Here is an 18719-nt window from a genome sequence, read left to right as displayed (position 1 = left end):
TCAATTTCCCCACCCTGTACACCCATGCCCATCTTCACTCCTGCGCCCGGCGCAAGCGCCCCATGAGCTGGATGTATCTGCTCACCGCCATCGTGGCGGAAGTCATTGCCACATCGGCCCTCAAGGCAAGCGACGGCTTCAGCAGGCTGTGGCCCTCGGTCATCACCGTGGCGGGCTACACGGTTGCGTTCTACTGCCTGTCGCTCACCCTGCGCAGCATTCCGGTGGGCATTGCCTACGCGATCTGGTCGGGCCTGGGCGTGGTGCTCATCACCATTGCCGCCTGGGTATTGTTTGGCCAGAAGCTGGATCTGCCCGCGCTCATCGGCATGGGGCTGATCGTGGCGGGCGTGGTGGTGATGAATGTCTTCTCCAAGGCCGTGGGGCATTGACTGCAGCCCCCCCTCAAGCGTTTCTCGACAGTTGACGCACCGCGCTGCGGCAAGATGGCGGCATGAACGACATCAGTTTTGACGATTTTCTGAAGGTGGAGCTGCGCGTGGGCCGGGTGCTCGCCGCCGAGGTGTTTGCCGAGGCGCGCAAGCCCGCCTACAAGCTGCAGGTCGATTTCGGCCCCGAGATCGGCATCCGCAAATCCAGCGCGCAAATCACCCAGCTCTACCAGCCGCACGATCTGGTGGGCAGGCTGGTGGTCGGTGTGGTCAACTTTCCCAAAAAGCAGATCGGGCCGCTCATGAGCGAGTGCCTGATCACCGGCTTTCACAACGCCGACGGCCATGTGGCGCTGTGCGTGCCCGATGGCGATGTGCCCCTGGGTACTCGCCTGCTGTAGCGCTGTTGTCCCTGCACGACAGGGCGGCAGCGGCTGAGAGCGCCCTTTTACAATGCAGCCACACTATCCATAACAAGGGTTGCATATGCCGTATCTGGGCGCGGGCGCACACATCATCATTGCCATTTTCTTTGCCATTCATGCCGTGCGCACCGGGCAGAACAACTACTGGCTGTTCATCCTGCTGGCATTTCCGTTTCTGGGCAGCGTGGTGTACTTCTTCGCCATCTTCCTGCCCAGCTCGCGCCTGCAGCGCCACGCGCGCCAGCTGGCCAGCAGCGCTGTCAAGGCGCTGGATCCGACGCGCGAAGTGCGCGAAGCCCAGGCCGCCTACGACTACAGCCCCACGGCGCAGCATGAAATCCGCCTCGCGCAGGCACAGCTGGCCGTTGGCAACGCGCAGCAATCGCTGCGCCACTTTGAAGCGGCAATGAAAGGCCCGTTTGCCACTGACCAGGACATCCGCTGGGGCGCCGCGCAAGCCGCCTACCATGCGGGTGAGCCCCGCACCGCGCTGCAATACCTCAAGACCATTGCGCAGACCGATGTGCACTACCGCGCAGAGCCCGTGGGCCTGCTGATTGCCAAGTCCTACGCGATGCTGGGCGACCAGGAGATGGCGCGCAAGAGCTTTGATTTCGTGCGCGAGCAATCGGGCGGCTTCGATGTGATCGCCGAATACGCAATCTGGGCCGCAGAGCAGGGCGACTGGGCCACGGCCAACCGCCTCAAGGCCGACGCCGACAAGGCCATGACGCACTGGAGCGGCCAGCAACGCCTGCTGAACAAGGAAATGCTGCTGCGCCTCAAGGCGGCGTTTGCCAAGCAGGGCAAGCAAAGCAGCACTCGGTAGCTATTGAGGCTGTTTTTGGCCTCCAGCGCTTATCCACCAAGCGCCATCAGCTATTGTTTTTGATATTACGAAACGCCCGTGCTTTGCGATTGCGCAGCACGGGCCGCAATGCCCTCGGTAAAATCGGCGGCTATGGCAAAAATCATTGTTCTGGCCCTGGTGCTGCTCTTCTTTGGCTGCGGCCTGTACATGCACCTGCGTGGCAAGGTGCGGCACAAGGTGCTGCGCCAGCTGTTTGACCACTCCACCTTCACGGCGCCGTTCAACGTCTTCATGTTGGTGTTCAGCAAGGTGCCGCGCACGCCTTACCTGCCCACCAGCACCTTCCCGGAGCTGGCACCGCTGCAGGCCAACTGGCGCGAAATTCGCGAAGAAGCCATCAACCTGCAGAAGAACATGCAGATCAAGGCGGCGGCCAACAACGACGACGCGGGCTTCAACTCCTTCTTCAAGACCGGCTGGAAGCGCTTCTACCTCAAGTGGTATGGCGACGCCCACCCCTCTGCCATGGAGCTGTGCCCCAAGACCACGGCGCTGGTCAAGGCCATCCCCAATGTGAAGGCCGCCATGTTTGCCGAGCTGCCGCCCGGCGCCAAGCTCAACCTGCACCGCGATCCGTACGCGGGCTCGCTGCGCTACCACCTGGCCGTGCTGGCCCCCAACGACGACCGCTGCATGATCGAAGTCGATGGCCAGCCGTACAGCTGGCGAGAGGGCGAAGGCGTGATCTTCGACGAGACCTATATGCACTGGGCAGAAAACCGCAGCGAAGGCAACCGCATCGTGCTGTTCTGCGATGTGGAGCGCCCCATGACCAACGGCTTTGCCCAGTGGCTCAACCACTGGCTGGGCAAGAATGTGGTCGCTGCCGCCAGCTCGCCCAACAATGAGGGCGACCCGCGCGGCTTCATCAGCCGCATCTTCAAAATCTCGTTCTACATGGGCCAGTGGCGCCGCCGCTACAAGGCCTGGAACAAAACCGCCTACAAACTCACCAAGTTCGGCCTGATGCTGGCCGTGGCAGCGCTGTTTGTATGGTGGCTGTGGCCCGCTTGATGGGCCCAATCTTGATCACTGAAAAAAGCCACTGGTGCGCAAATGCCCAGCGGCTTTTTTCTTTTATATGATTGGCTTGGCCCCCCAGTGCCTCCCTGGAGACTCCATGCGTTCCTTTTGCCTTACGTTGTTGTTGATTGCAATCTACCCGTTCGCAGGTGCGCAGACGCTGTACAAAACGGTGGGGGCCGACGGCAAGGTGGTCTACAGCGACCGGCCCCCTGCCGAAGGCAACGCCCAGGCCCTGCAGCAGGAGCAATTGCCGATCAGCATCGTGCCGGGCATGCCACCGGCACCCGCAGGCAAGGCGACCGCGAAGAAGGCGGTGGTGCAGCATGGCCAGGCCGTGTTGTACATGGCGCAATGGTGCGGCTACTGTCGGCTCGCGCGCGCCTATCTGGCCAAAAACCAGATCGCCTACCGTGAAATCGATATCGACACGCCAGACGGCAAGGCCGCTTTTGCAGAGATCGGCGGCCGGGGCGTACCGGTGCTGCTGACAGACGGCCAGCGGCTGGCGGGGTTCCGCGAATCCAGCTATGACGCGCTGTTTGCCAAGCGCAAGGCTGCAGCGGGCAAGAAATAAGGCAAAACTGGCCCCTGGCACCCGCCCATCAAGCGCGATAAGCTACACAAATAATAGCAATCTACAAGGTCTTGCGCAGGCTGGCCGCCGGAATACGCAAGGCTTCGCGGTACTTGGCGACCGTACGGCGCGCGCACTCGATGCCCTGCTCCTGCAGCAGATCGGCGATCTTGGCATCGGACAGCGGCTTTTTCGGGTTTTCCTCGTCCAGCAGCTGCTTGATCAGCGCCTTCACCGCCGTGCTGGAGGCGCTGCCCCCGGTTTCGGTGCCCAGGCCCGAGCCAAAGAAGTACTTGAGCTCAACCGTGCCCTGGGGCGTTGCCATGTACTTGGCCGTGGTCACGCGGCTGATGGTGGATTCGTGCAGGCCCAGCTCATCGGCGATCTCGCGCAGCACCATAGGGCGCATGGCAAGCTCACCATGCACGAAGAAGTTGCGCTGCCGCTCCACAATGGCCTGCGACACCCGCAGGATGGTGTCGAAACGCTGCTGGATGTTCTTGATGAACCAGCGCGCCTCCTGCAGCCGTTGCTGCAGCGCCCCATGGCCTTCGCTGCCCTTGTGGCTGCGCAGGGCGTTGGCATACACCTCCTGCACGCGCAGGCGCGGCATCACTTCGGCATTGAGCTGTACGCTGAAACCCGGCACGGGCAGGCCGCGCTCGTTGCTGGGGCGCACGATGATGTCGGGGATGATGGCGTTGCGGTCAACGTCTGCATAGGGGCGGCCCGGGCGTGGCTCCAGCTTTGCAATCACCGCCAGCGCGCTGCGCACGGCAGCTTCGCTGCAACCCGTCAGCTGCATGAGCTTGCGCACATCGCGGCGCGCCAGCAGGTCGAGCGATTCCTGGCATACGAGCAGCGCAGTCTCCAGGGCGAGCGCATCAGCCTCGGGGTGGGCAGAGCCTTCCTCATCCAGCAGGCGCTGACGGGCCTTGATCTGCAGCGCCAGGCATTCGGCCAGGGTGCGAGCGCCCACGCCCACCGGCTCCAGGCTTTGCAGCAGGCGCAGCGCCACGGTCAGGTGGTGCAGCAGCGCGTCATAGGCCTCCGGATCGGAGGCATCGCCAAAGCTCTGCGCCAGCTCGGCCAGGGTCTCTTCCAGGTAGCCGTCGTCGTTCAGGGATTCGATCAGAAAGTACAGCGCGGCACGGTCTTCCGGGCACAGCCGCAGCGACAGCGCCTGGCGGTGCAGCACGTCCTGCAGGCTGATGTGTACCGAGCTGCGGTCTGATGCGGGGGTTTCGTCTTCGTCATCTCCAGCGCTGGCACGGGCTGGCACATCGCCGCCCCACTCTTCCCAGTCGGAGGCAGAGTCGCCCGCAGCGGCTTCGGCGTCGGCACCGGTTTCCTTGCCAGCGGCAAAGTCCAGGGTTTCGCCTGCAGAATAATCTGGCTCAAAATCAGCTTCCGTGCCTACTGAGTCTGCGGAAGAAGCTATCTTTTCAGAAGTATTTTCCGCGCGCTCATCACCTGCATCCGCACTGGCACCCGTCGCATCGGCAGGCGCTGCTGCGGCGTCCGGCTCTGCAGCGGCCTCCTCCGCATCCCGCTCCAGAAACGGGTTTTCGTCGAGCATCTGCTCCACTTCCTGCGACAACTCCTGCGTGGACAGTTGCAGAAGCCGGATGGACTGCTGCAGCTGCGGCGTGAGCGTGAGGTTCTGCGAGACGCGCAGTGACAGCGAGGGCATCATAGCGAGCCCCCTTGCATGGCAATGTATGCGCTTGCTATGAAACGGTTGTGTGACCGGCCAGCCACCGCGCGAACAACGCGTTGCCAGCCAGGTCTGCGTGCATCACATGCGGAAATGCTCACCCAGGTACACCCTCCTCACATCGGCGTTTTCCACAATCTCTTGCGGCGTCCCGGCTGCCAGCACCTTGCCATCACTGATGATGCAGGCGTGGTCGCAAATGCCCAGGGTTTCGCGCACGTTGTGGTCGGTAATCAGCACGCCGATGCCACGGTCTCTCAAAAAAGCGACGATACGCTGGATCTCGATCACCGCAATCGGGTCAATGCCCGCAAACGGCTCGTCCAGCAGAATGAAACGAGGCTGCGTGGCAAGCGCCCGTGCAATCTCGACACGGCGACGCTCGCCGCCAGAGAGTGCAACGGCCGGCGACTCACGCAAGTGCTCTACACGCAGCTCCTGCAAAAGCGCCGTCAACTGGCGCTCCACCTCATCGCGTGGCAATGGCTTGCCATTGGGGCCTTTTTGCAGCTCCAGCACGGCGCGCACATTGTCCTGCACGCTGAGCTTGCGGAAGATCGATGCTTCCTGCGGCAGATACGACAGGCCCAGCTGCGAGCGCTGGTGAATCGGCATGTTGGCCACCGAGTGGCCGTCGATGCGGATGTCGCCGCCATCGCTGCGCACCAGGCCAACGATCATGTAGAACGATGTGGTCTTGCCCGCGCCATTGGGGCCGAGCAGGCCGACGACCTCGCCCTTGCGCACCGACAGCGACACATCCTTGACGACCTTGCGGCTGCCATAGGATTTTTCGAGGTGCAGCACTTCGAGCTGGCTGCGATGGTCGCTGGCTGCCGCCTTGGCGTTGACCGAGATTCCCGACGAAGTTTCAGCCACGGTCACTTGGCTCCGTCATTGAGTTGGGTGCTCGGGCGCAGCTTTTCCTTGTCGTCCGCAGCGGGCTTGGCCTTGCCTGCGTCCGCTTTCGCATCGGCCTTTTCATCGGCCTTGGGCGTCAGGATCACGCGTACGCGGCCATTCTTGGGCGCGCCGGGTTTGGTTTCTGCCGTCTGCTCGCCCTTCTGGCCATTCACGGTAAAGGTGTCGGTCAGGTTGTTGTAGACGATGACCGAGCCGCTGACCTGGTCGGTCAGGGTGGTTTCACGGTAGCGGCGCAACTCGCCCCGGCGCTCGAAGTGCACGGTATCGTCGCGACCGTTGTAGGTGATGACTTCGCCTTCGCCTTCGACAAACTCGGACGGCGCGCCGGGCGCGGTGTCGCGCTTCTGGCGGAAGAACGCCAGCTTGCCGGGCGCCGCCGTCACCACACCGTGCTGGTAACCATCGCGGTCCTGGCTGACGGTCAACTGGGCGCCGCGAATGATGATGGTGCCCTTGGTCACCACGACATTGCCGGTAAAGACGCTGGTCTGCTTGAGCTCATCGTGCGTACCATTGTCCGCCTCGATGTTCATGGGCTTGGTGCGGTCGGCGCGCTCGGCGTGCGACAGCAATGGCAGCGCCAGCACAGCCGCCATCAACAGGGTGGAAAAAATACTAGGTCTCATAAGGCATGAATCTTGCTCTTACCCATTGTAGCCATGCTGAGGGGCCTGCCGCCAGCGCTGCGGAAATCACCCACGTTCCCTGCGATGCAGAGGCGCCGGAATGTCCGGAAAGCCTGCTTGACCGCCCCCGATCCGCCTGCTTACAGCAGGCAATGGCTTTTGCTTGGCCGTGTCAGCTTGCCGCCTTTTGCGACACGGGCGCCTTTCAAGGCACAGCCCCCAGCGATGAAAAAAGCCCGCATGTTGCGGGCTTGGCGGTGTGGTTCTGCACGATATCCGTATTCGGTATCGGATCAGCCCTGGGTTGCCAGGAATTCCACCACCTGCAGCACATTGGTCATCGAGCCTGCGCGCGTTCCATCGGTGTAGTACTTGCCTGCCACGCCCATGGCTGGCACGCCTTCCACGCCGTAGGATTCCTGCAACTGCGTCGCCTTGCGCACCTGGTTGGTGACCGAGAACGAGTTGTAGATGTCCTTGAACTTCTTGATGTCGACGCCGTTCTTCTCCATCCAGGCGAAGATTTCGTCGTCCTTGTTCAGGCGCTGGCGCTCCACGTGAATGGCGCGGAAAACCTTGACATGCACGTCAGGGATCAGGCCCATGGTTTCCAGCGTGTAGTAGATCTTTTGCTGAGGAATGAAGGTGTTGTTGAACGCGACGGGCACGCGGCGCACCTGCAGGTTCTTGGGCGCCGTCTTGGCCCAGGCTTCAAACTGGGGCTCAAACGCGTTGCAGTGCGGGCAGCTGTACCAGAAGAACTCGATCACGTCGACCTTGCCGGCCGGCGCATCGGGGTTCACGGGCTTGGCCAGCTTGAGGTAGTCCTTGCCTTCCTTGAACTTGGCCTGGGCTTGTGCGCCAGTGGCAAAAGGCAGGCTGATGGCAGAGGCAGCCACTGCCGAGGCAGCGGTGGCGGAAAACGCACGACGTTTCATGTTTTGTTATCTCCAGTAGCGGGTTGCGAGGTAGGAGTCGCTGTGGTTTGAAAAAGTTCAACGCTGCACGCGCACAATTTGCGCGTCGACGCCAGCGCCATCCAGTTTACCTTTGAGGCCATCCGCATCGTCACGCTTGTTGAAGGGGCCCACGCGCACACGGTAGACCGTGCGACCGTTGACCTCGCGCTCAGTCACGCGGGCTTCCCAGCCCATCATGGCCAGCTTGGCGCGCTGGGCATCACCGTCGGACTGGGTGCGGAAAGCCCCTGCCTGCACGAAATACTGGAAACCATCCGAGCCATCGGCACCGCGCGACTTGGCCAGATCGCCCAGCGGATCGGTGGCCTGCCCGGCCTTGGGGTCGAGCTTGGCTACCTGGGTCTTGTCTGCGGGTTTGTCAGCAGGCTTGCCATCGGCGGTGGTTGTCTTGCTGTCGGGCAGCACCACTTCGGGCTTGGGGGGCTTGGTGTCGGCAGGCGGCTTGGTGTTTTCAGTCACCGTCTTGGGCGGCTCCGGCACGACCACGCCCTGCGCGGCAGGGGCTGCGGGCGCGGGGTTTCTTGCGGGGTTCTTGCCGTACAGCGGCGAGTTCGGGTCCCAGTTCTGGTTGCGCTCGGCTTCGGCCTTGTCCTTGGCTTCGCCGCGCACATTGCCTTTGTTGACAAACGGCACCGGTACGTTGGTCACATAGACAGCCACGGCCAAGGCCGCGCCTACGCCAATCAGCAGCCCCAGAATCAGGCCCAGAATCGTTCCACCACGTTGATGTCGTCGCATTGCAGTTTTTACCTTTGTTCGCAAAATCACATGCGTTCTGGCGCACCCACGCCCAGCACTGCGAGGCCATTGCGCAACACCTGCGCCGTGGCAGCCACCAGCGCCAGACGGGCCAGCTTGACGGGCTCATCGTCCACCAGAATGCGTTCAGCATCATAGTAGCTGTGGTAGCTGGCAGCCAGATCACGCAGGTAGAACGTAACATCGTGTGGCGCGTTGCCGTCAGCGGCAGCCGTCAGCATCTCGGGGTACTTGGCAAGCAGTTGCATCAGCGCCTGGGCCTGAGGGCCCTGCAGTGCCGACAGATCCACATTCTGGAGTGCCGCAGCCGCCGCGCCGGACTCCTGCCACGCGCGCAGCACCGAGCAGATGCGCGCATGGGCGTACTGCACGTAGTAGACGGGGTTGTCGTTGTTCTGGGCCACGGCCAGGTCGACGTCGAAGGTGTATTCGGTGTCGGGCTTGCGCGAGAGCAGGAAGAAGCGCACCGCGTCCTTGCTCGTCCACTCGATCAGGTCGCGGAGGGTGACGTAGCTGCCTGCGCGCTTGCTGATCTTCACTTCTTCCCCATTGCGCACCACACGCACCATGGTGTGCAGCACGTAATCGGGGTAGCCCTGGGGAATGCCGACGTTGGCTGCCTGCAGGCCGGCGCGCACACGGGCAATGGTGCCGTGATGGTCGGTGCCCTGAATGTTCACCACCTTGCCGTAGCCACGCTTGAACTTCTGGATGTGGTAGGCCACATCGGGCAGGAAGTAGGTGTAGTTGCCGTCGGACTTGCGCATCACGCGGTCCTTGTCGTCACCAAATTCGGTAGATTTGAGCCACAGCGCCCCGTCCTGCTCGTAGGTGTAGCCGCTGTCGATCAGACGTTTGACGGTGTCTTCCACATAGCCATTGGTGTATAGGCTCGACTCCAGGTAGTACTCGTCGAACTTGAGGTTGAAGGCCTGCAGATCCTTGTCCTGCTCATTGCGCAGGTAGGCCACCGCGAAGTTGCGGATGTTGTCGTAGTCTTCGACGTCGCCATTCGCGGTGAATTCGCGGTCGTCGGCCTTGACGGTTTCCTTGTTCAGGAAGGCCTGGGCGATCTCGGCAATGTAGTCACCGTTGTAGAAGTTCTTGGCCAGCGGGTTCTCGGCATCGGTCGGCCAGCATTCGTCGCCCGGCTTGAAGCCTTTGGCACGCAGCTGTGTGCTCTTGGTGAGCGTGTCGATCTGCACGCCAGCGTCGTTGTAATAGAACTCGCGGTGCACCTTCCAGCCCTGGGTGGAATACAGGTTGCTGATGGCGTCACCAATGGCGGCCTGGCGGCCATGGCCCACGTGCAGTGGGCCTGTGGGGTTGGCCGAGACGAACTCGACGAGAACGTTCTCGCCCCGGTCAGCCTGGTGGCCGAAGCGGTCGCCCTGCGCGAGCACTTCGCGCACGATCTGCTGCTTGGCAGCGGGCTTGAGGCGCAGGTTCAAAAAGCCGGGGCCGGCGATTTCCACCGCGTCCACCCATTGCTGGAAGGGCGCTGTCGCCTCCAGCGCTGCCTTCAATTGCTCGCCCAGTGCGCGCGGATTCGCCTTGAGCGGCTTGGCCAACTGCATGGCAGCGGTCACGGCATAGTCGCCATGGGCGGCCACCTTGGGCGTCTCGAACGCGGCGCGCTCGCCCGCGCCGGGCGACAATTTATCCAGCTCACCAGCCAGGGCTGCGAGCAAATCCTTTTTGACTTGCAACATATTTAGAAATTCTTGGGAGGCTGGCAACCAGCTGGGCTACCAACCCCGGGCATAAAACACGGCCACTGCGGCGATCACGGGAATCAGGTGGGCCTGCCACATGATCCATTTGCGGGTGGACTGCACCTCGGCCGCCGCAGGCAAGCTGCCATTGTCGCGCAATTGGCGTAACCAGCGCCGGAACACGACTGTCGGCTTGAACGAGAGCAGCGCCCCGGTGATGAACAGGGCCATCTTCAAGTGGAACAGCGGCTGCGACACATACCAACTCGCGCCCTTGGCCCCCAGGAAGACGCGCATCAGCCCAGTGGCCAGCACGGCGACAGCGGCAATGCCGAAGATCATGTCCAACCGTGCCAGGCGCTGCACGACGGCAGCGTTCATCCACTCGGTACGGCACAGCGCCGCCTCGCTGGAGAGAAAAACCACCATCGTGAGCAAGGCCAGCAGGTGGATACAGGCCAGAAAAGCTTCCAAAGTCATCGTGATACTCCGTTTTTCCAGAAATCGGCTTGCTCGTAGTGGTGTTTGACAAAATCGATCCACAGGCGCACGCGCAGCGCCAGGTGCTTGCGCTGCTGAAACACCACATAAATACCGTTGGGCGGCGCGGCAAACTCCTCCAGCACCGGCACCAGGCGGCCTGCGGCAATCTCGGCCTCCACCTCCCAGGTGCTGCGCCATGCAATGCCCCAGCCCTGCAGGCACCAGTCGTGCAGCACCTGGCCGTCGGAGCAATCCAGCGGCCCGCCCGGCTTGAAATGCACCACTTCGCTCGTACCACCATCGACCGGCATGCGAAATGCCCAACCCCGGGTCTGCGAGGCCTCGCTCGACAGAGTCAGGCAGTCGTGCTGGGCCAGATCGCTCGGGTGGCGGGGCGTGCCACGGCGGCGCAGGTACTCGGGCGTGGCCACGCACAGGCGCCGGTTGTCGGCCACGCGTACGCTCACCAGAGATGAATCGGGCAGGTCGCCAACGCGGATCGCACAGTCATAGCCTTCGCCAGCCAGATCCACCAGGCGATCGCTCAGGTTGAGCGAGGCCGTTACCTCGGGGTGGCGGGCATGGTAGAGCGGCAAGAGCGGCGCCACATGGCGACGGCCAAAGCCCGCCGGGGCCGTGACCCGCAAATGCCCGGTAGCCTTGACGCCGCCCGCGCTCACGCTGGCCTCGACATTGGCCAGATCGGTGAGTAGGCGCTGGCAGTCTTCCAGAAAGGCGATGCCTTCATGCGTGAGGGTGAGCTTGCGCGTGGTGCGCACCAGCAGCTTGACGCCCAGGCGCTCCTCCAGCGCATCGAGACGACGGCCCATGATGGCGGGTGCCACGCCTTCGGCCTTGGCGGCGGCGGTGAGGCTGCCGCGCGTAGCAATGGCGACAAATGATTCGAGCTGCTTGAGACGATCCATAGCAAGATTGGCCCGGGCCGTGCCAACCATGGCAACGCGCCCCCGGTCTGCCTATTATCATCGGGGCTCCAAACCGCACCAGCCTGCGCGGCGACTTTGTACGTCCAACCAGCTGCGCTGTTGCGCCCTCGCTTTCAATCACCATGTCCGCCAGCTCCAGCGCCACCTTGAACACCAATGCCGATGCCCTGTGGTTTGCCCCCGCGCAACTGCTGCGCCTGTTTGGCAACAGCCCGGTCGCCATGGCCTACTGGGGGCATGACCAGCGCCTGCGCCTGGCCACGCCCCAGTGGTGTGAGTGGTTCGGCATTCCCAGCACCGGCGTAGCCGGCCAGCTATTGGCCGAAGCCCTGCCCGCCGCATTTCTGGACGCCCACCGCGATACGCTGCAGGCCGCAGCCCTCGGCCAGCGCCAGCAATTTGATGCGAGCAAGACTGATGCCCATGGCGCCACCGCCTGGCGCCGCATCAGCCTGTCGCCTTATATCTGGCAGGGCAAAGCCAGCCCCAAGACTGCCGATGGCGTGCTGATGCTCATGCAGGACTGCACTGCCGAGTACCGCGCTCGTGCCAAGGAGGCCCTGCTGCATGCGCAACTGGCCGCGCTGTCGTCCACCGAGCAGGAGCGCACCGAGGAGAAGGGCGAACTGCTCAAGCTGCGCACCCTGCTGGACTGGCGCACCGCCATGCTGGCCGAGCACAGTGACATGCTCCAGCTTCTCTCGCACGAGATCCGCCAGCCGCTCAACAACGCGTCAGCCGCCATGCAGGCCACAATGAAGGCCATTGCCGACCTGCATCTGGAACAGGCCACCCCCGCCAGCAAGGCTTTGCTGCGGGCAGAGCATGTGCTGCAGCAGGTGATCGGCACCCTGGACAACACGTTGGCAGCTGGCACCATTTTGGCCGTGGGCGGCAAGGCAGGCGCCTCCACCGACACCGACTTGCCCACCCTCGTCAACCTGGTGCTGCACGACATCGCGGCAGACAACCGCCCGCGCATCCAGGTGGTGTGGGACGCCGATGCGCGCACGGTGCAGTTGCACCCTGCCCTGATGCGGCTGACCATCCGCAACCTCTTGAACAATGCGCTCAACTACGCGCCCGCCGACACGCCCGTGCGGCTGCGCATCGCCGAATCGGACGATCCGCTGGCGCTGATCATCGAAGTGATCGACGAAGGGCCGGGGATTTCTGAAGAACTGCGGCCACGCCTGTTTGAAAAAGGCTCGCGCGGTGCAGAGCACCGCCACCGCGCAGGTGCCGGGCTGGGTTTGTTCATCGTGCGCTCTGTGGTGCAATTGCACCAAGGCACGGTGCAAGCCTTGCCGCGCGAACCGCATGGCACCATCATGCGGCTGGAATTGCCCCAAGGTCTGGACGACTGATTCCCCACTACTGAAGACACCATGCTCCCTGCCACGCTTGCCCTGGTCGACGACGACACCGAATACTGCGAATTCCTCGCCCAGCACCTGCGCAACCAGGGCGTGAGGGTTCAGGCCTATGGCGACAGCAGCGACCTGCTGGCCGACATCGAGCCCTACCGTTTCGATTTCTATGTGCTGGATCTGATGCTGCCCGGCGTGGATGGTGCCGAGCTCATCCGCATTCTGCGCAAGCGCACGCAGGCAGGCGTTCTGATTGTCTCCGGGCGTCTGGGGCCGGAGGTGTTTGCCGAAGTCATCAACGCGGGCGCCGACATGTACCTGACCAAGCCGGTCACCTTCGAGCAGGTGGAGCTGGCTATCCGCGCCGTGCATCGCCGCATCATGACAACGGCCAAGACCGCCACTGCCTGGAGGCTCGACAGCCGCCGCAGCGTGCTCACCGCGCCTGACGGCCAGATTGTGGAACTGAGCCCGACGGACCTGCTGCTGATGGAATGCTTTCTGCAAGCCCAAGGCGAAGTGGTGAGCCGTGATCAGATTCGCGATCTGCTGGGCCACAGCAGCGCCGCCGACTCGGACAACAGCCTGCACGCCACCATCTACCGCCTGCGCCGCCGGATTGAAAAAGTCACCCCACTGGCCGTGCCGCTGCAATCACAGCAAAAGGTCGGCTACCAGTTTCGCGCGCCGCTTGTAGCAGCGTGACATGCCGACCACCAGCGTCACAACACCTGGCATTTTTGGCGCAATAGGCCGCAATAGCCCGCAACAACCGCCTTTTCACCACATACAGCTGTCAAGATTGAGCAATTTACAAAAAAGCGAGCCATGGCTCGCTTTTTTTGACCCCGCGTGATCCGGGTCGATGGCCGATTACATGGTCATCTTGCTTTCCACGTCAGCCACCTTGCGGCGAGCCAGAGCCAGATTGGCGCGGGCGTTGTCCAGCACGTAGTACACAAAGATGCCCGACAGACGCTGCGATGGGCGGATCAAGTGGTACTGCTTGCCCAACGTGATCAGAATGTCCTCGATGTTGTCGTTCAAGCCCAAGGCCTTCATCGTCTTCATCTTGGCGCGCACCACTTCGGTGTTACCGGCAGCGGCCAGTTCCAGATCCACACCGGTACCGATGCTGCCCAGCATCATGCCGCTGTTGTAATCCACCACGGCAGCACACATGGCGCCGTCCATCGTCATCAGATCATTCAAGCTGTCGTTCAGATTTGCCATGGTTTCCCCACTTTGTTTGACGTAGATCAGTTTCATCACCTTGTTAAGGTGTTAGTGATTCTATTGAGTCACTTCTGACCAGATCAATCATTGAAGATGTTTTGCATTCCGCAAACTTCGACTTTGGAGCCCTGGGCTGCGGAATTTGATAGCAGTTTGGCAAATATGGATATGCGCGGAAAGCGCTTTTTTGCACCGCAACATCGCCCACCGCAATCGTAACAAAGCGTGTGTTATTTACGACGATCTGCGCAAGGCCCTATGGCGCTCCTATGCAGCTCGGTGCTATGAAAGCCCGCCCCGGACACAAGGGCGACGCTGCCTCTGGTGCGTGATTGCTATATTTTCAAAAGCAATAAAGCAAATAAAAACGGGCCTCAAGGGCCCGTTTGAAGAATGACAGGGCTAAGCCCAGGCCATTACATGGTCATTGCACCTTCCACATCCGAGACCTTGCGGCGAGCAAGCGCCAGGTTGGCACGCTTGTTGTCCAGCACGTAGTACACAAAGATGCCGGCCAGCTTGGCCGATGGACGAATGATGTGGTACTGCTTGCCCAGCGTGATCAGGATGTCATCGATGTTCTCGTTCAGACCCAGGGCCTTCATGGTCTTCATCTTGGCGCGCACCACTTCGGTGTTGCCAGCGGCGGCCAGTTCCATATCCACGCCAGAGCCAGCACTCGCCAGCATCATGCCGCTGTTGTAATCCACCACGGCAGCGCACATGGCACCGTCGAGGGACATCAGATCGTTCAAGCTATCGTTCAGATTTGCCATGCTTTTCTCCTGTGGGATGAGCGAGCTCTGCGAAAAATTACCGAGCCTCAATGAAAGTGATCATATATGATCATTTCTGATCTGTATCAACAAACACATTGTTTTGCAGTTGACTCTTCACTCTTTGCACAGTTGGCTTTCAATTTTCATAGCAAAAGTTCAATTTAAATCAATGCAATTATAGGATTTATCGCAATTTTTCCGGCTGTTTCATTTGCGATACAACTTGAATATTTTCCCGAAAAACTGACTTTTCATTTCTCTTCATGATCAGAACTGATCATCAACATAGATCTGCTTATGACCGCGAACGGATGATTGCGCACTAAAAAGTCATGTATCTACGCTTTTTTTGTGGATTGATCACTACGCAGGTATGCAATACAGTGTTCTGACAGGGTGCCGACAGGTACCGTTTGCTCAGAGACATTGACCGAGGTAGAGACCATGACTGATCGCACCACCATCCACGGCCTGCAAGTGGCCACCGAGCTGTACAACTTCATCAACCAGGATGTGTTGCCTGGCACCGGCGTGGACCAGGCCGCTTTCTGGCAAGGCTTCGACGCCATCGTGGCCGACCTGGCCCCCAAGAATGCCGCCCTGCTGGCCGAACGTGACCGCCTGCAGGCCGAGCTGGACACCTGGCACAAGGCCAATCCCGGCCCGATCAAGGACATGCAGGGCTACCGCAAGTTTCTGGAGACGATCGGCTATCTGGTGCCACAACCCCAGGGCGCGAAAGCCACGACCGAGAACGTGGACGCAGAACTGGCCATTCAGGCTGGCCCCCAGCTGGTGGTGCCAATCCTCAATGCCCGCTACGCCCTCAACGCCGCCAACGCCCGCTGGGGCTCGCTGTACGACGCGCTGTATGGCACCGATGTGATCGGCGAAGAAGGCGGCGCCGAAAAGGGCAAGGGCTACAACCCGGTGCGCGGCGCCAAGGTGATCGCGTTCGCACGCGATTTTCTCGACCAGGCCGCGCCTCTTGCATCAGGCTCGCACAAGGATTCGACCGCTTACGCCGTTGAAGGTGGCAAGCTGTCGGTCACGCTCAAGGACGGCAGCAAGACGGGTCTGAAGGACGCTGACAAGTTCGTGGGCTTCCAGGGCGACGCCGCAGCTCCCACGTCTGTGCTGCTCAAGAACAACGGCATTCACATCGACATCGTCATCAACAAGTCCACCCCCATCGGCCAGACCGATGCAGCCGGCGTGTCCGACGTGGTGGTGGAAGCCGCGCTCTCCACCATTCTCGATCTGGAAGACTCCGTGGCCGCCGTCGATGCCGAAGACAAGATCAACGGCTACGCCAACTGGCTGGGTATCCTCAAGGGCACACTGACCGAATCCTTCGACAAGGGTGGCAAGACCGTAACCCGTGGCCTGAACGCGGACCGCCAGTACACCGGTGCCGATGGCAAGCCCGTCAGGCTCCATGGCCGCTCGTTGATGTTCGTGCGCAATGTGGGCCATTTGATGACCAACCCTGCCATCCTGTGGGGCGCAGACAAGAAGGAAATCCCCGAAGGCATCATGGACGCCGTGGTGACCACCGCCATCGCCATTCATGACCTCAAAGGCAATGGCGCCAACGGCATCAAGAATAGCCGCACCGGCTCCGTATACATCGTCAAGCCCAAGATGCACGGCCCCGCCGAAGCTGGCTTTGCCAACGAGCTGTTCGGCCGCGTCGAGAAACTGCTGGGCCTGCCCGAGAACACCGTCAAGCTGGGCATCATGGACGAAGAGCGCCGCACCACGGTGAACCTGAAGGCCGCCATTGCCGCGGCTCCTGCACGCGTCGCCTTCATCAACACCGGCTTCCTGGACCGCACCGGCGACGAAATGCACACCGCCATGTACGCGGGCCCCATGGTGCGCAAGGCCGACATGAAGGCCAGCGCCTGGCTGCCTGCGTATGAAAAGAACAACGTGCTGGTGGGCCTGGGCCTGGGCCTGCGTGGCCGCGCCCAGATCGGCAAGGGCATGTGGGCCATGCCCGACCTGATGAAAGCCATGCTGGAGCAGAAGATCGCCCAGCCCAAGGCAGGCGCCAACACCGCCTGGGTTCCTTCACCTACCGGCGCCACGCTGCACGCGCTGCACTACCACCAGGTCAACGTGGCCGAGGTGCAGAAAGAGCTGGAAAAGACCAATGCCGACGGCGAGCGCGACAACCTGCTGGGCGCCATCCTGCAGGTACCCGTCTCCAGCAACCCGAGCTGGAGCGATGCCGAGAAGCAGCAGGAAGTGGACAACAACGTGCAGGGCATCCTGGGCTATGTGGTGCGCTGGGTCGACCAGGGCGTGGGCTGCTCCAAGGTGCCCGACATCCACAACGTGGGCCTGATGGAAGACCGCGCCACGCTGCGTATCTCGAGCCAGCACATTGCCAACTGGCTGCAGCACGGCGTGGTAACCGAGGCCATGGTGCGTGACAGCTTTGCCCGCATGGCCAAGGTGGTGGACGAACAGAACGCAGGCGACGCCGCCTACAAGAGCCTCGCAGCCAACCCGCAAGGCGCTGCCTTCCAGGCCGCGCTGGACCTGGTGTTCAAGGGCAAGGAACAGCCTTCTGGCTACACCGAGCCGCTGCTGCACGCCTGGCGCCTGAAGGTGAAGGCTGGTCATCATTGATCAAGCCTCCCGAACGAGGGCGATTCACAACCTCCAAAACGGCGCCTTGGGCGCCGTTTTTTTATGCATTCGGTCAACAAAAAACAACTCGCCAAATGGTCACATATAAGCGTAAGGCAACAGTAAGATTTGTTATTGATACTTAATTGATTTTCGAAACTAAATATCTAAAAACTATATGAAAGCTCGCTTCTACGCTGCCACACTTGCGCTGGTCGGAGGCACATTCCTTCTGGCTGGCTGTGCCACTGAATCAAACCAACCCGTCGCAGTTGCAAAAACTCAGTCCGCAGCACGCACTTACCAAGGGCCGCGCAGCCCCATCGCAGTGGGTCAATTCAATAATCGCTCCAGCTACCTGCGTGGAGCTTTTTCCGATGGCGTTGATCGTCTTGGAGGACAGGCCAAGACGGCGTTGATCAGCCACTTGCAACAAAGCAATCGGTTCAATGTGCTTGATCGCGACAACATGGCTGAAATCAAACAGGAAGCCAGCCTTCAAGGAACAGCGCAGCAACTCAAGGGAGCAGATTACGTAATCACTGGTGATGTGACCGAGTTTGGCCGCAAGGAAGTCGGAGATAAACAGCTTTTCGGCGTCTTGGGGCGGGGCAAGACACAGGAAGCTTATGCCAAAGTGACGCTGAATGTGGTCAGCATCCGTACTTCTGAAGTCGTGCACTCGGTGCAGGGCGCCGGAGAATACCAACTATCCAACCGCGAAATCATCGGCTTCGGCGGTACCGCGAGCTATGACTCAACCTTGAACGGAAAGGTACTCGACCTTGCCATTCGGGAAGCCGTGGATCGCCTGGGTGAAGCCATTGACGCCGGCCTGCTCAAGCCTGCTGCAACTACGCCATCGAGGTAAGCCATATGCAATCGATGGCCTCCTTCACCCGCACCACCCAGTTGGCCCTGCTTTTGGCCATTTTTGCCCTGACCGGATGCGCAACACAAAAATCGCTGTATGCCTGGAACGACTATTCGCCTCAGGTATACCAATATCTCAAAGAAGGCGGCGGATCCGCTGATGGACAAGCCCTCGCCTTGGAAAAAGGCATTGAACAGGCATCAGCGCAAAACGCAAAGTTGCCCCCTGGCTATTACGCACACCTGGGTCTGCTGTACCTCAATACAGGGCACAGCGATCAAGCCATTGCCGCGTGGAATCGGGAAAAGGAGCTTTTTCCAGAGTCTGCCCAGTACATCGACTACCTCATGAATAACATGAAGAAAAACGGAAGCTGACATC

General features: G+C 61.2%; 20 protein-coding genes. 10 read left to right on the top strand and 10 right to left on the bottom strand.

All coding sequences use genetic code 11. From position 1 onward, the window contains the following. Positions 1-62 precede the first annotated feature (62 nt). The 5 genes from ABIE32_RS02755 (at position 63) to ABIE32_RS02735 (ending at position 3288) form a co-directional block, all read left to right on the top strand. Positions 63-392 carry a DMT family transporter gene (locus ABIE32_RS02755; protein WP_429013719.1) on the top strand — a complete coding sequence of 110 codons (330 nt, stop codon included), beginning with the start codon at positions 63-65 and terminating at the stop codon, positions 390-392. 62 nt (positions 393-454) lie between these two features. After that, positions 455-793, top strand: coding sequence for a tRNA-binding protein (locus tag ABIE32_RS02750; protein WP_184708793.1), 339 nt, complete (start codon positions 455-457; stop codon positions 791-793). Positions 794-878: 85 nt separating this feature from the next. Then, a complete protein-coding gene (locus ABIE32_RS02745) occupies positions 879-1646 on the top strand; it encodes a hypothetical protein (RefSeq protein WP_429013716.1) in 768 nt (255 codons plus the stop codon). A gap of 132 nt (positions 1647-1778) precedes the next feature. Further along, a complete protein-coding gene (locus tag ABIE32_RS02740) occupies positions 1779-2702 on the top strand; it encodes an aspartyl/asparaginyl beta-hydroxylase domain-containing protein (protein WP_224153094.1) in 924 nt (307 codons plus the stop codon). A 106-nt stretch (positions 2703-2808) separates the two neighbouring features. Next, positions 2809-3288 carry a glutaredoxin domain-containing protein gene (locus ABIE32_RS02735; protein WP_429013714.1) on the top strand — a complete coding sequence of 160 codons (480 nt, stop codon included), beginning with the start codon at positions 2809-2811 and terminating at the stop codon, positions 3286-3288. A gap of 61 nt (positions 3289-3349) precedes the next feature. Here the strand turns inward: ABIE32_RS02735 and rpoN are convergent, their stop codons facing one another. The 8 genes from rpoN to ABIE32_RS02695 form a co-directional block, all read right to left on the bottom strand. Beyond that, the gene (gene rpoN / locus ABIE32_RS02730; RefSeq protein WP_429013712.1) at positions 3350-4984 is read right to left on the bottom strand and encodes an RNA polymerase factor sigma-54; all 1635 of its coding nucleotides are present in this window, start codon (positions 4982-4984) and stop codon (positions 3350-3352) included. 102 nt (positions 4985-5086) lie between these two features. Then, positions 5087-5863, bottom strand: a complete 777-nt coding sequence (gene lptB, locus ABIE32_RS02725; RefSeq protein ID WP_377779608.1) for an LPS export ABC transporter ATP-binding protein — start codon at positions 5861-5863, stop codon at positions 5087-5089. 23 nt (positions 5864-5886) lie between these two features. After that, positions 5887-6555: a lipopolysaccharide transport periplasmic protein LptA gene (gene lptA, locus ABIE32_RS02720; protein ID WP_224153090.1), complete on the bottom strand. Its 669-nt coding sequence runs from the start codon at positions 6553-6555 to the stop codon at positions 5887-5889. 293 nt (positions 6556-6848) lie between these two features. Beyond that, the gene (locus ABIE32_RS02715; RefSeq protein ID WP_224153089.1) at positions 6849-7493 is read right to left on the bottom strand and encodes a thiol:disulfide interchange protein DsbA/DsbL; all 645 of its coding nucleotides are present in this window, start codon (positions 7491-7493) and stop codon (positions 6849-6851) included. Positions 7494-7550: 57 nt separating this feature from the next. Continuing rightward, positions 7551-8273, bottom strand: coding sequence for an SPOR domain-containing protein (locus tag ABIE32_RS02710; RefSeq protein ID WP_224153088.1), 723 nt, complete (start codon positions 8271-8273; stop codon positions 7551-7553). Positions 8274-8299: 26 nt separating this feature from the next. Beyond that, positions 8300-10006, bottom strand: coding sequence for an arginine--tRNA ligase (argS, locus tag ABIE32_RS02705; RefSeq protein ID WP_429013709.1), 1707 nt, complete (start codon positions 10004-10006; stop codon positions 8300-8302). Positions 10007-10042: 36 nt separating this feature from the next. Then, complete coding sequence (locus ABIE32_RS02700) at positions 10043-10489, bottom strand: DUF2214 family protein (RefSeq protein WP_224153086.1); 447 nt, start codon at positions 10487-10489, stop codon at positions 10043-10045. Continuing rightward, positions 10486-11418, bottom strand: a complete 933-nt coding sequence (locus ABIE32_RS02695) for a LysR family transcriptional regulator (protein ID WP_395025162.1) — start codon at positions 11416-11418, stop codon at positions 10486-10488. Before ABIE32_RS02695 ends, ABIE32_RS02700 begins: the two co-directional genes overlap by 4 nt. Before the next feature lie 143 nt (positions 11419-11561). On the opposite strand from ABIE32_RS02695, the gene ABIE32_RS02690 reads away from it, so the two are divergent. Further along, the gene (locus ABIE32_RS02690) at positions 11562-12806 is read left to right on the top strand and encodes an ATP-binding protein (RefSeq protein WP_429013705.1); all 1245 of its coding nucleotides are present in this window, start codon (positions 11562-11564) and stop codon (positions 12804-12806) included. A 21-nt stretch (positions 12807-12827) separates the two neighbouring features. Beyond that, positions 12828-13514, top strand: coding sequence for a response regulator transcription factor (locus ABIE32_RS02685; RefSeq protein WP_224153083.1), 687 nt, complete (start codon positions 12828-12830; stop codon positions 13512-13514). A 168-nt stretch (positions 13515-13682) separates the two neighbouring features. On the opposite strand, the gene ABIE32_RS02680 is transcribed toward ABIE32_RS02685, so the two are convergent. Together ABIE32_RS02680 and ABIE32_RS02675 are read right to left on the bottom strand one after the other, a co-directional pair. After that, a complete protein-coding gene (locus ABIE32_RS02680; protein WP_224153082.1) occupies positions 13683-14042 on the bottom strand; it encodes a hypothetical protein in 360 nt (119 codons plus the stop codon). 419 nt (positions 14043-14461) lie between these two features. After that, positions 14462-14821 (bottom strand): hypothetical protein, encoded by a 360-nt coding sequence (locus ABIE32_RS02675; RefSeq protein WP_224153081.1) that lies wholly within the window; start codon positions 14819-14821, stop codon positions 14462-14464. 447 nt (positions 14822-15268) lie between these two features. Here ABIE32_RS02675 and ABIE32_RS02670 point away from each other — a divergent pair, with 447 nt between their 5' ends. The 3 genes from ABIE32_RS02670 (at position 15269) to ABIE32_RS02660 (ending at position 18715) form a co-directional block, all read left to right on the top strand. Further along, on the top strand, positions 15269-17464 hold the full coding sequence (locus ABIE32_RS02670; RefSeq protein ID WP_377779583.1) for a malate synthase G: 2196 nt from the start codon (positions 15269-15271) through the stop codon (positions 17462-17464). Between the two features lie 178 nt (positions 17465-17642). Continuing rightward, positions 17643-18335, top strand: coding sequence for a CsgG/HfaB family protein (locus ABIE32_RS02665; RefSeq protein WP_429013701.1), 693 nt, complete (start codon positions 17643-17645; stop codon positions 18333-18335). 5 nt (positions 18336-18340) lie between these two features. Further along, a complete protein-coding gene (locus ABIE32_RS02660; RefSeq protein WP_429013698.1) occupies positions 18341-18715 on the top strand; it encodes a DUF4810 domain-containing protein in 375 nt (124 codons plus the stop codon). Positions 18716-18719: the final 4 nt, after the last annotated feature.

The sequence above is a fragment of the Comamonas sp. 4034 genome (assembly GCF_050434545.1).
Taxonomy (GTDB): domain Bacteria; phylum Pseudomonadota; class Gammaproteobacteria; order Burkholderiales; family Burkholderiaceae_C; genus Comamonas; species Comamonas odontotermitis.
This window is presented reverse-complemented; position numbering and strand designations above follow the sequence as displayed.

Excerpts from the sequence above, each read along its gene's own strand:
- ABIE32_RS02755 (WP_429013719.1), top strand. The coding sequence starts at position 63 with ATGAGCTGGATGTATCTGCTCACCGCCATCGTGGCGGAAGTCATTGCC.
- ABIE32_RS02750 (WP_184708793.1), top strand. The coding sequence starts at position 455 with ATGAACGACATCAGTTTTGACGATTTTCTGAAGGTGGAGCTGCGCGTG.
- ABIE32_RS02745 (WP_429013716.1), top strand. The coding sequence starts at position 879 with ATGCCGTATCTGGGCGCGGGCGCACACATCATCATTGCCATTTTCTTT.
- ABIE32_RS02740 (WP_224153094.1), top strand. The coding sequence starts at position 1,779 with ATGGCAAAAATCATTGTTCTGGCCCTGGTGCTGCTCTTCTTTGGCTGC.
- ABIE32_RS02735 (WP_429013714.1), top strand. The coding sequence starts at position 2,809 with ATGCGTTCCTTTTGCCTTACGTTGTTGTTGATTGCAATCTACCCGTTC.
- rpoN (WP_429013712.1), bottom strand. The coding sequence starts at position 4,984 with ATGATGCCCTCGCTGTCACTGCGCGTCTCGCAGAACCTCACGCTCACG.
- lptA (WP_224153090.1), bottom strand. The coding sequence starts at position 6,555 with ATGAGACCTAGTATTTTTTCCACCCTGTTGATGGCGGCTGTGCTGGCG.
- ABIE32_RS02715 (WP_224153089.1), bottom strand. The coding sequence starts at position 7,493 with ATGAAACGTCGTGCGTTTTCCGCCACCGCTGCCTCGGCAGTGGCTGCC.
- ABIE32_RS02710 (WP_224153088.1), bottom strand. The coding sequence starts at position 8,273 with ATGCGACGACATCAACGTGGTGGAACGATTCTGGGCCTGATTCTGGGG.
- argS (WP_429013709.1), bottom strand. The coding sequence starts at position 10,006 with ATGTTGCAAGTCAAAAAGGATTTGCTCGCAGCCCTGGCTGGTGAGCTG.
- ABIE32_RS02700 (WP_224153086.1), bottom strand. The coding sequence starts at position 10,489 with ATGACTTTGGAAGCTTTTCTGGCCTGTATCCACCTGCTGGCCTTGCTC.
- ABIE32_RS02695 (WP_395025162.1), bottom strand. The coding sequence starts at position 11,418 with ATGGATCGTCTCAAGCAGCTCGAATCATTTGTCGCCATTGCTACGCGC.
- ABIE32_RS02690 (WP_429013705.1), top strand. The coding sequence starts at position 11,562 with ATGTCCGCCAGCTCCAGCGCCACCTTGAACACCAATGCCGATGCCCTG.
- ABIE32_RS02685 (WP_224153083.1), top strand. The coding sequence starts at position 12,828 with ATGCTCCCTGCCACGCTTGCCCTGGTCGACGACGACACCGAATACTGC.
- ABIE32_RS02680 (WP_224153082.1), bottom strand. The coding sequence starts at position 14,042 with ATGGCAAATCTGAACGACAGCTTGAATGATCTGATGACGATGGACGGC.
- ABIE32_RS02675 (WP_224153081.1), bottom strand. The coding sequence starts at position 14,821 with ATGGCAAATCTGAACGATAGCTTGAACGATCTGATGTCCCTCGACGGT.
- ABIE32_RS02670 (WP_377779583.1), top strand. The coding sequence starts at position 15,269 with ATGACTGATCGCACCACCATCCACGGCCTGCAAGTGGCCACCGAGCTG.
- ABIE32_RS02665 (WP_429013701.1), top strand. The coding sequence starts at position 17,643 with ATGAAAGCTCGCTTCTACGCTGCCACACTTGCGCTGGTCGGAGGCACA.
- ABIE32_RS02660 (WP_429013698.1), top strand. The coding sequence starts at position 18,341 with ATGCAATCGATGGCCTCCTTCACCCGCACCACCCAGTTGGCCCTGCTT.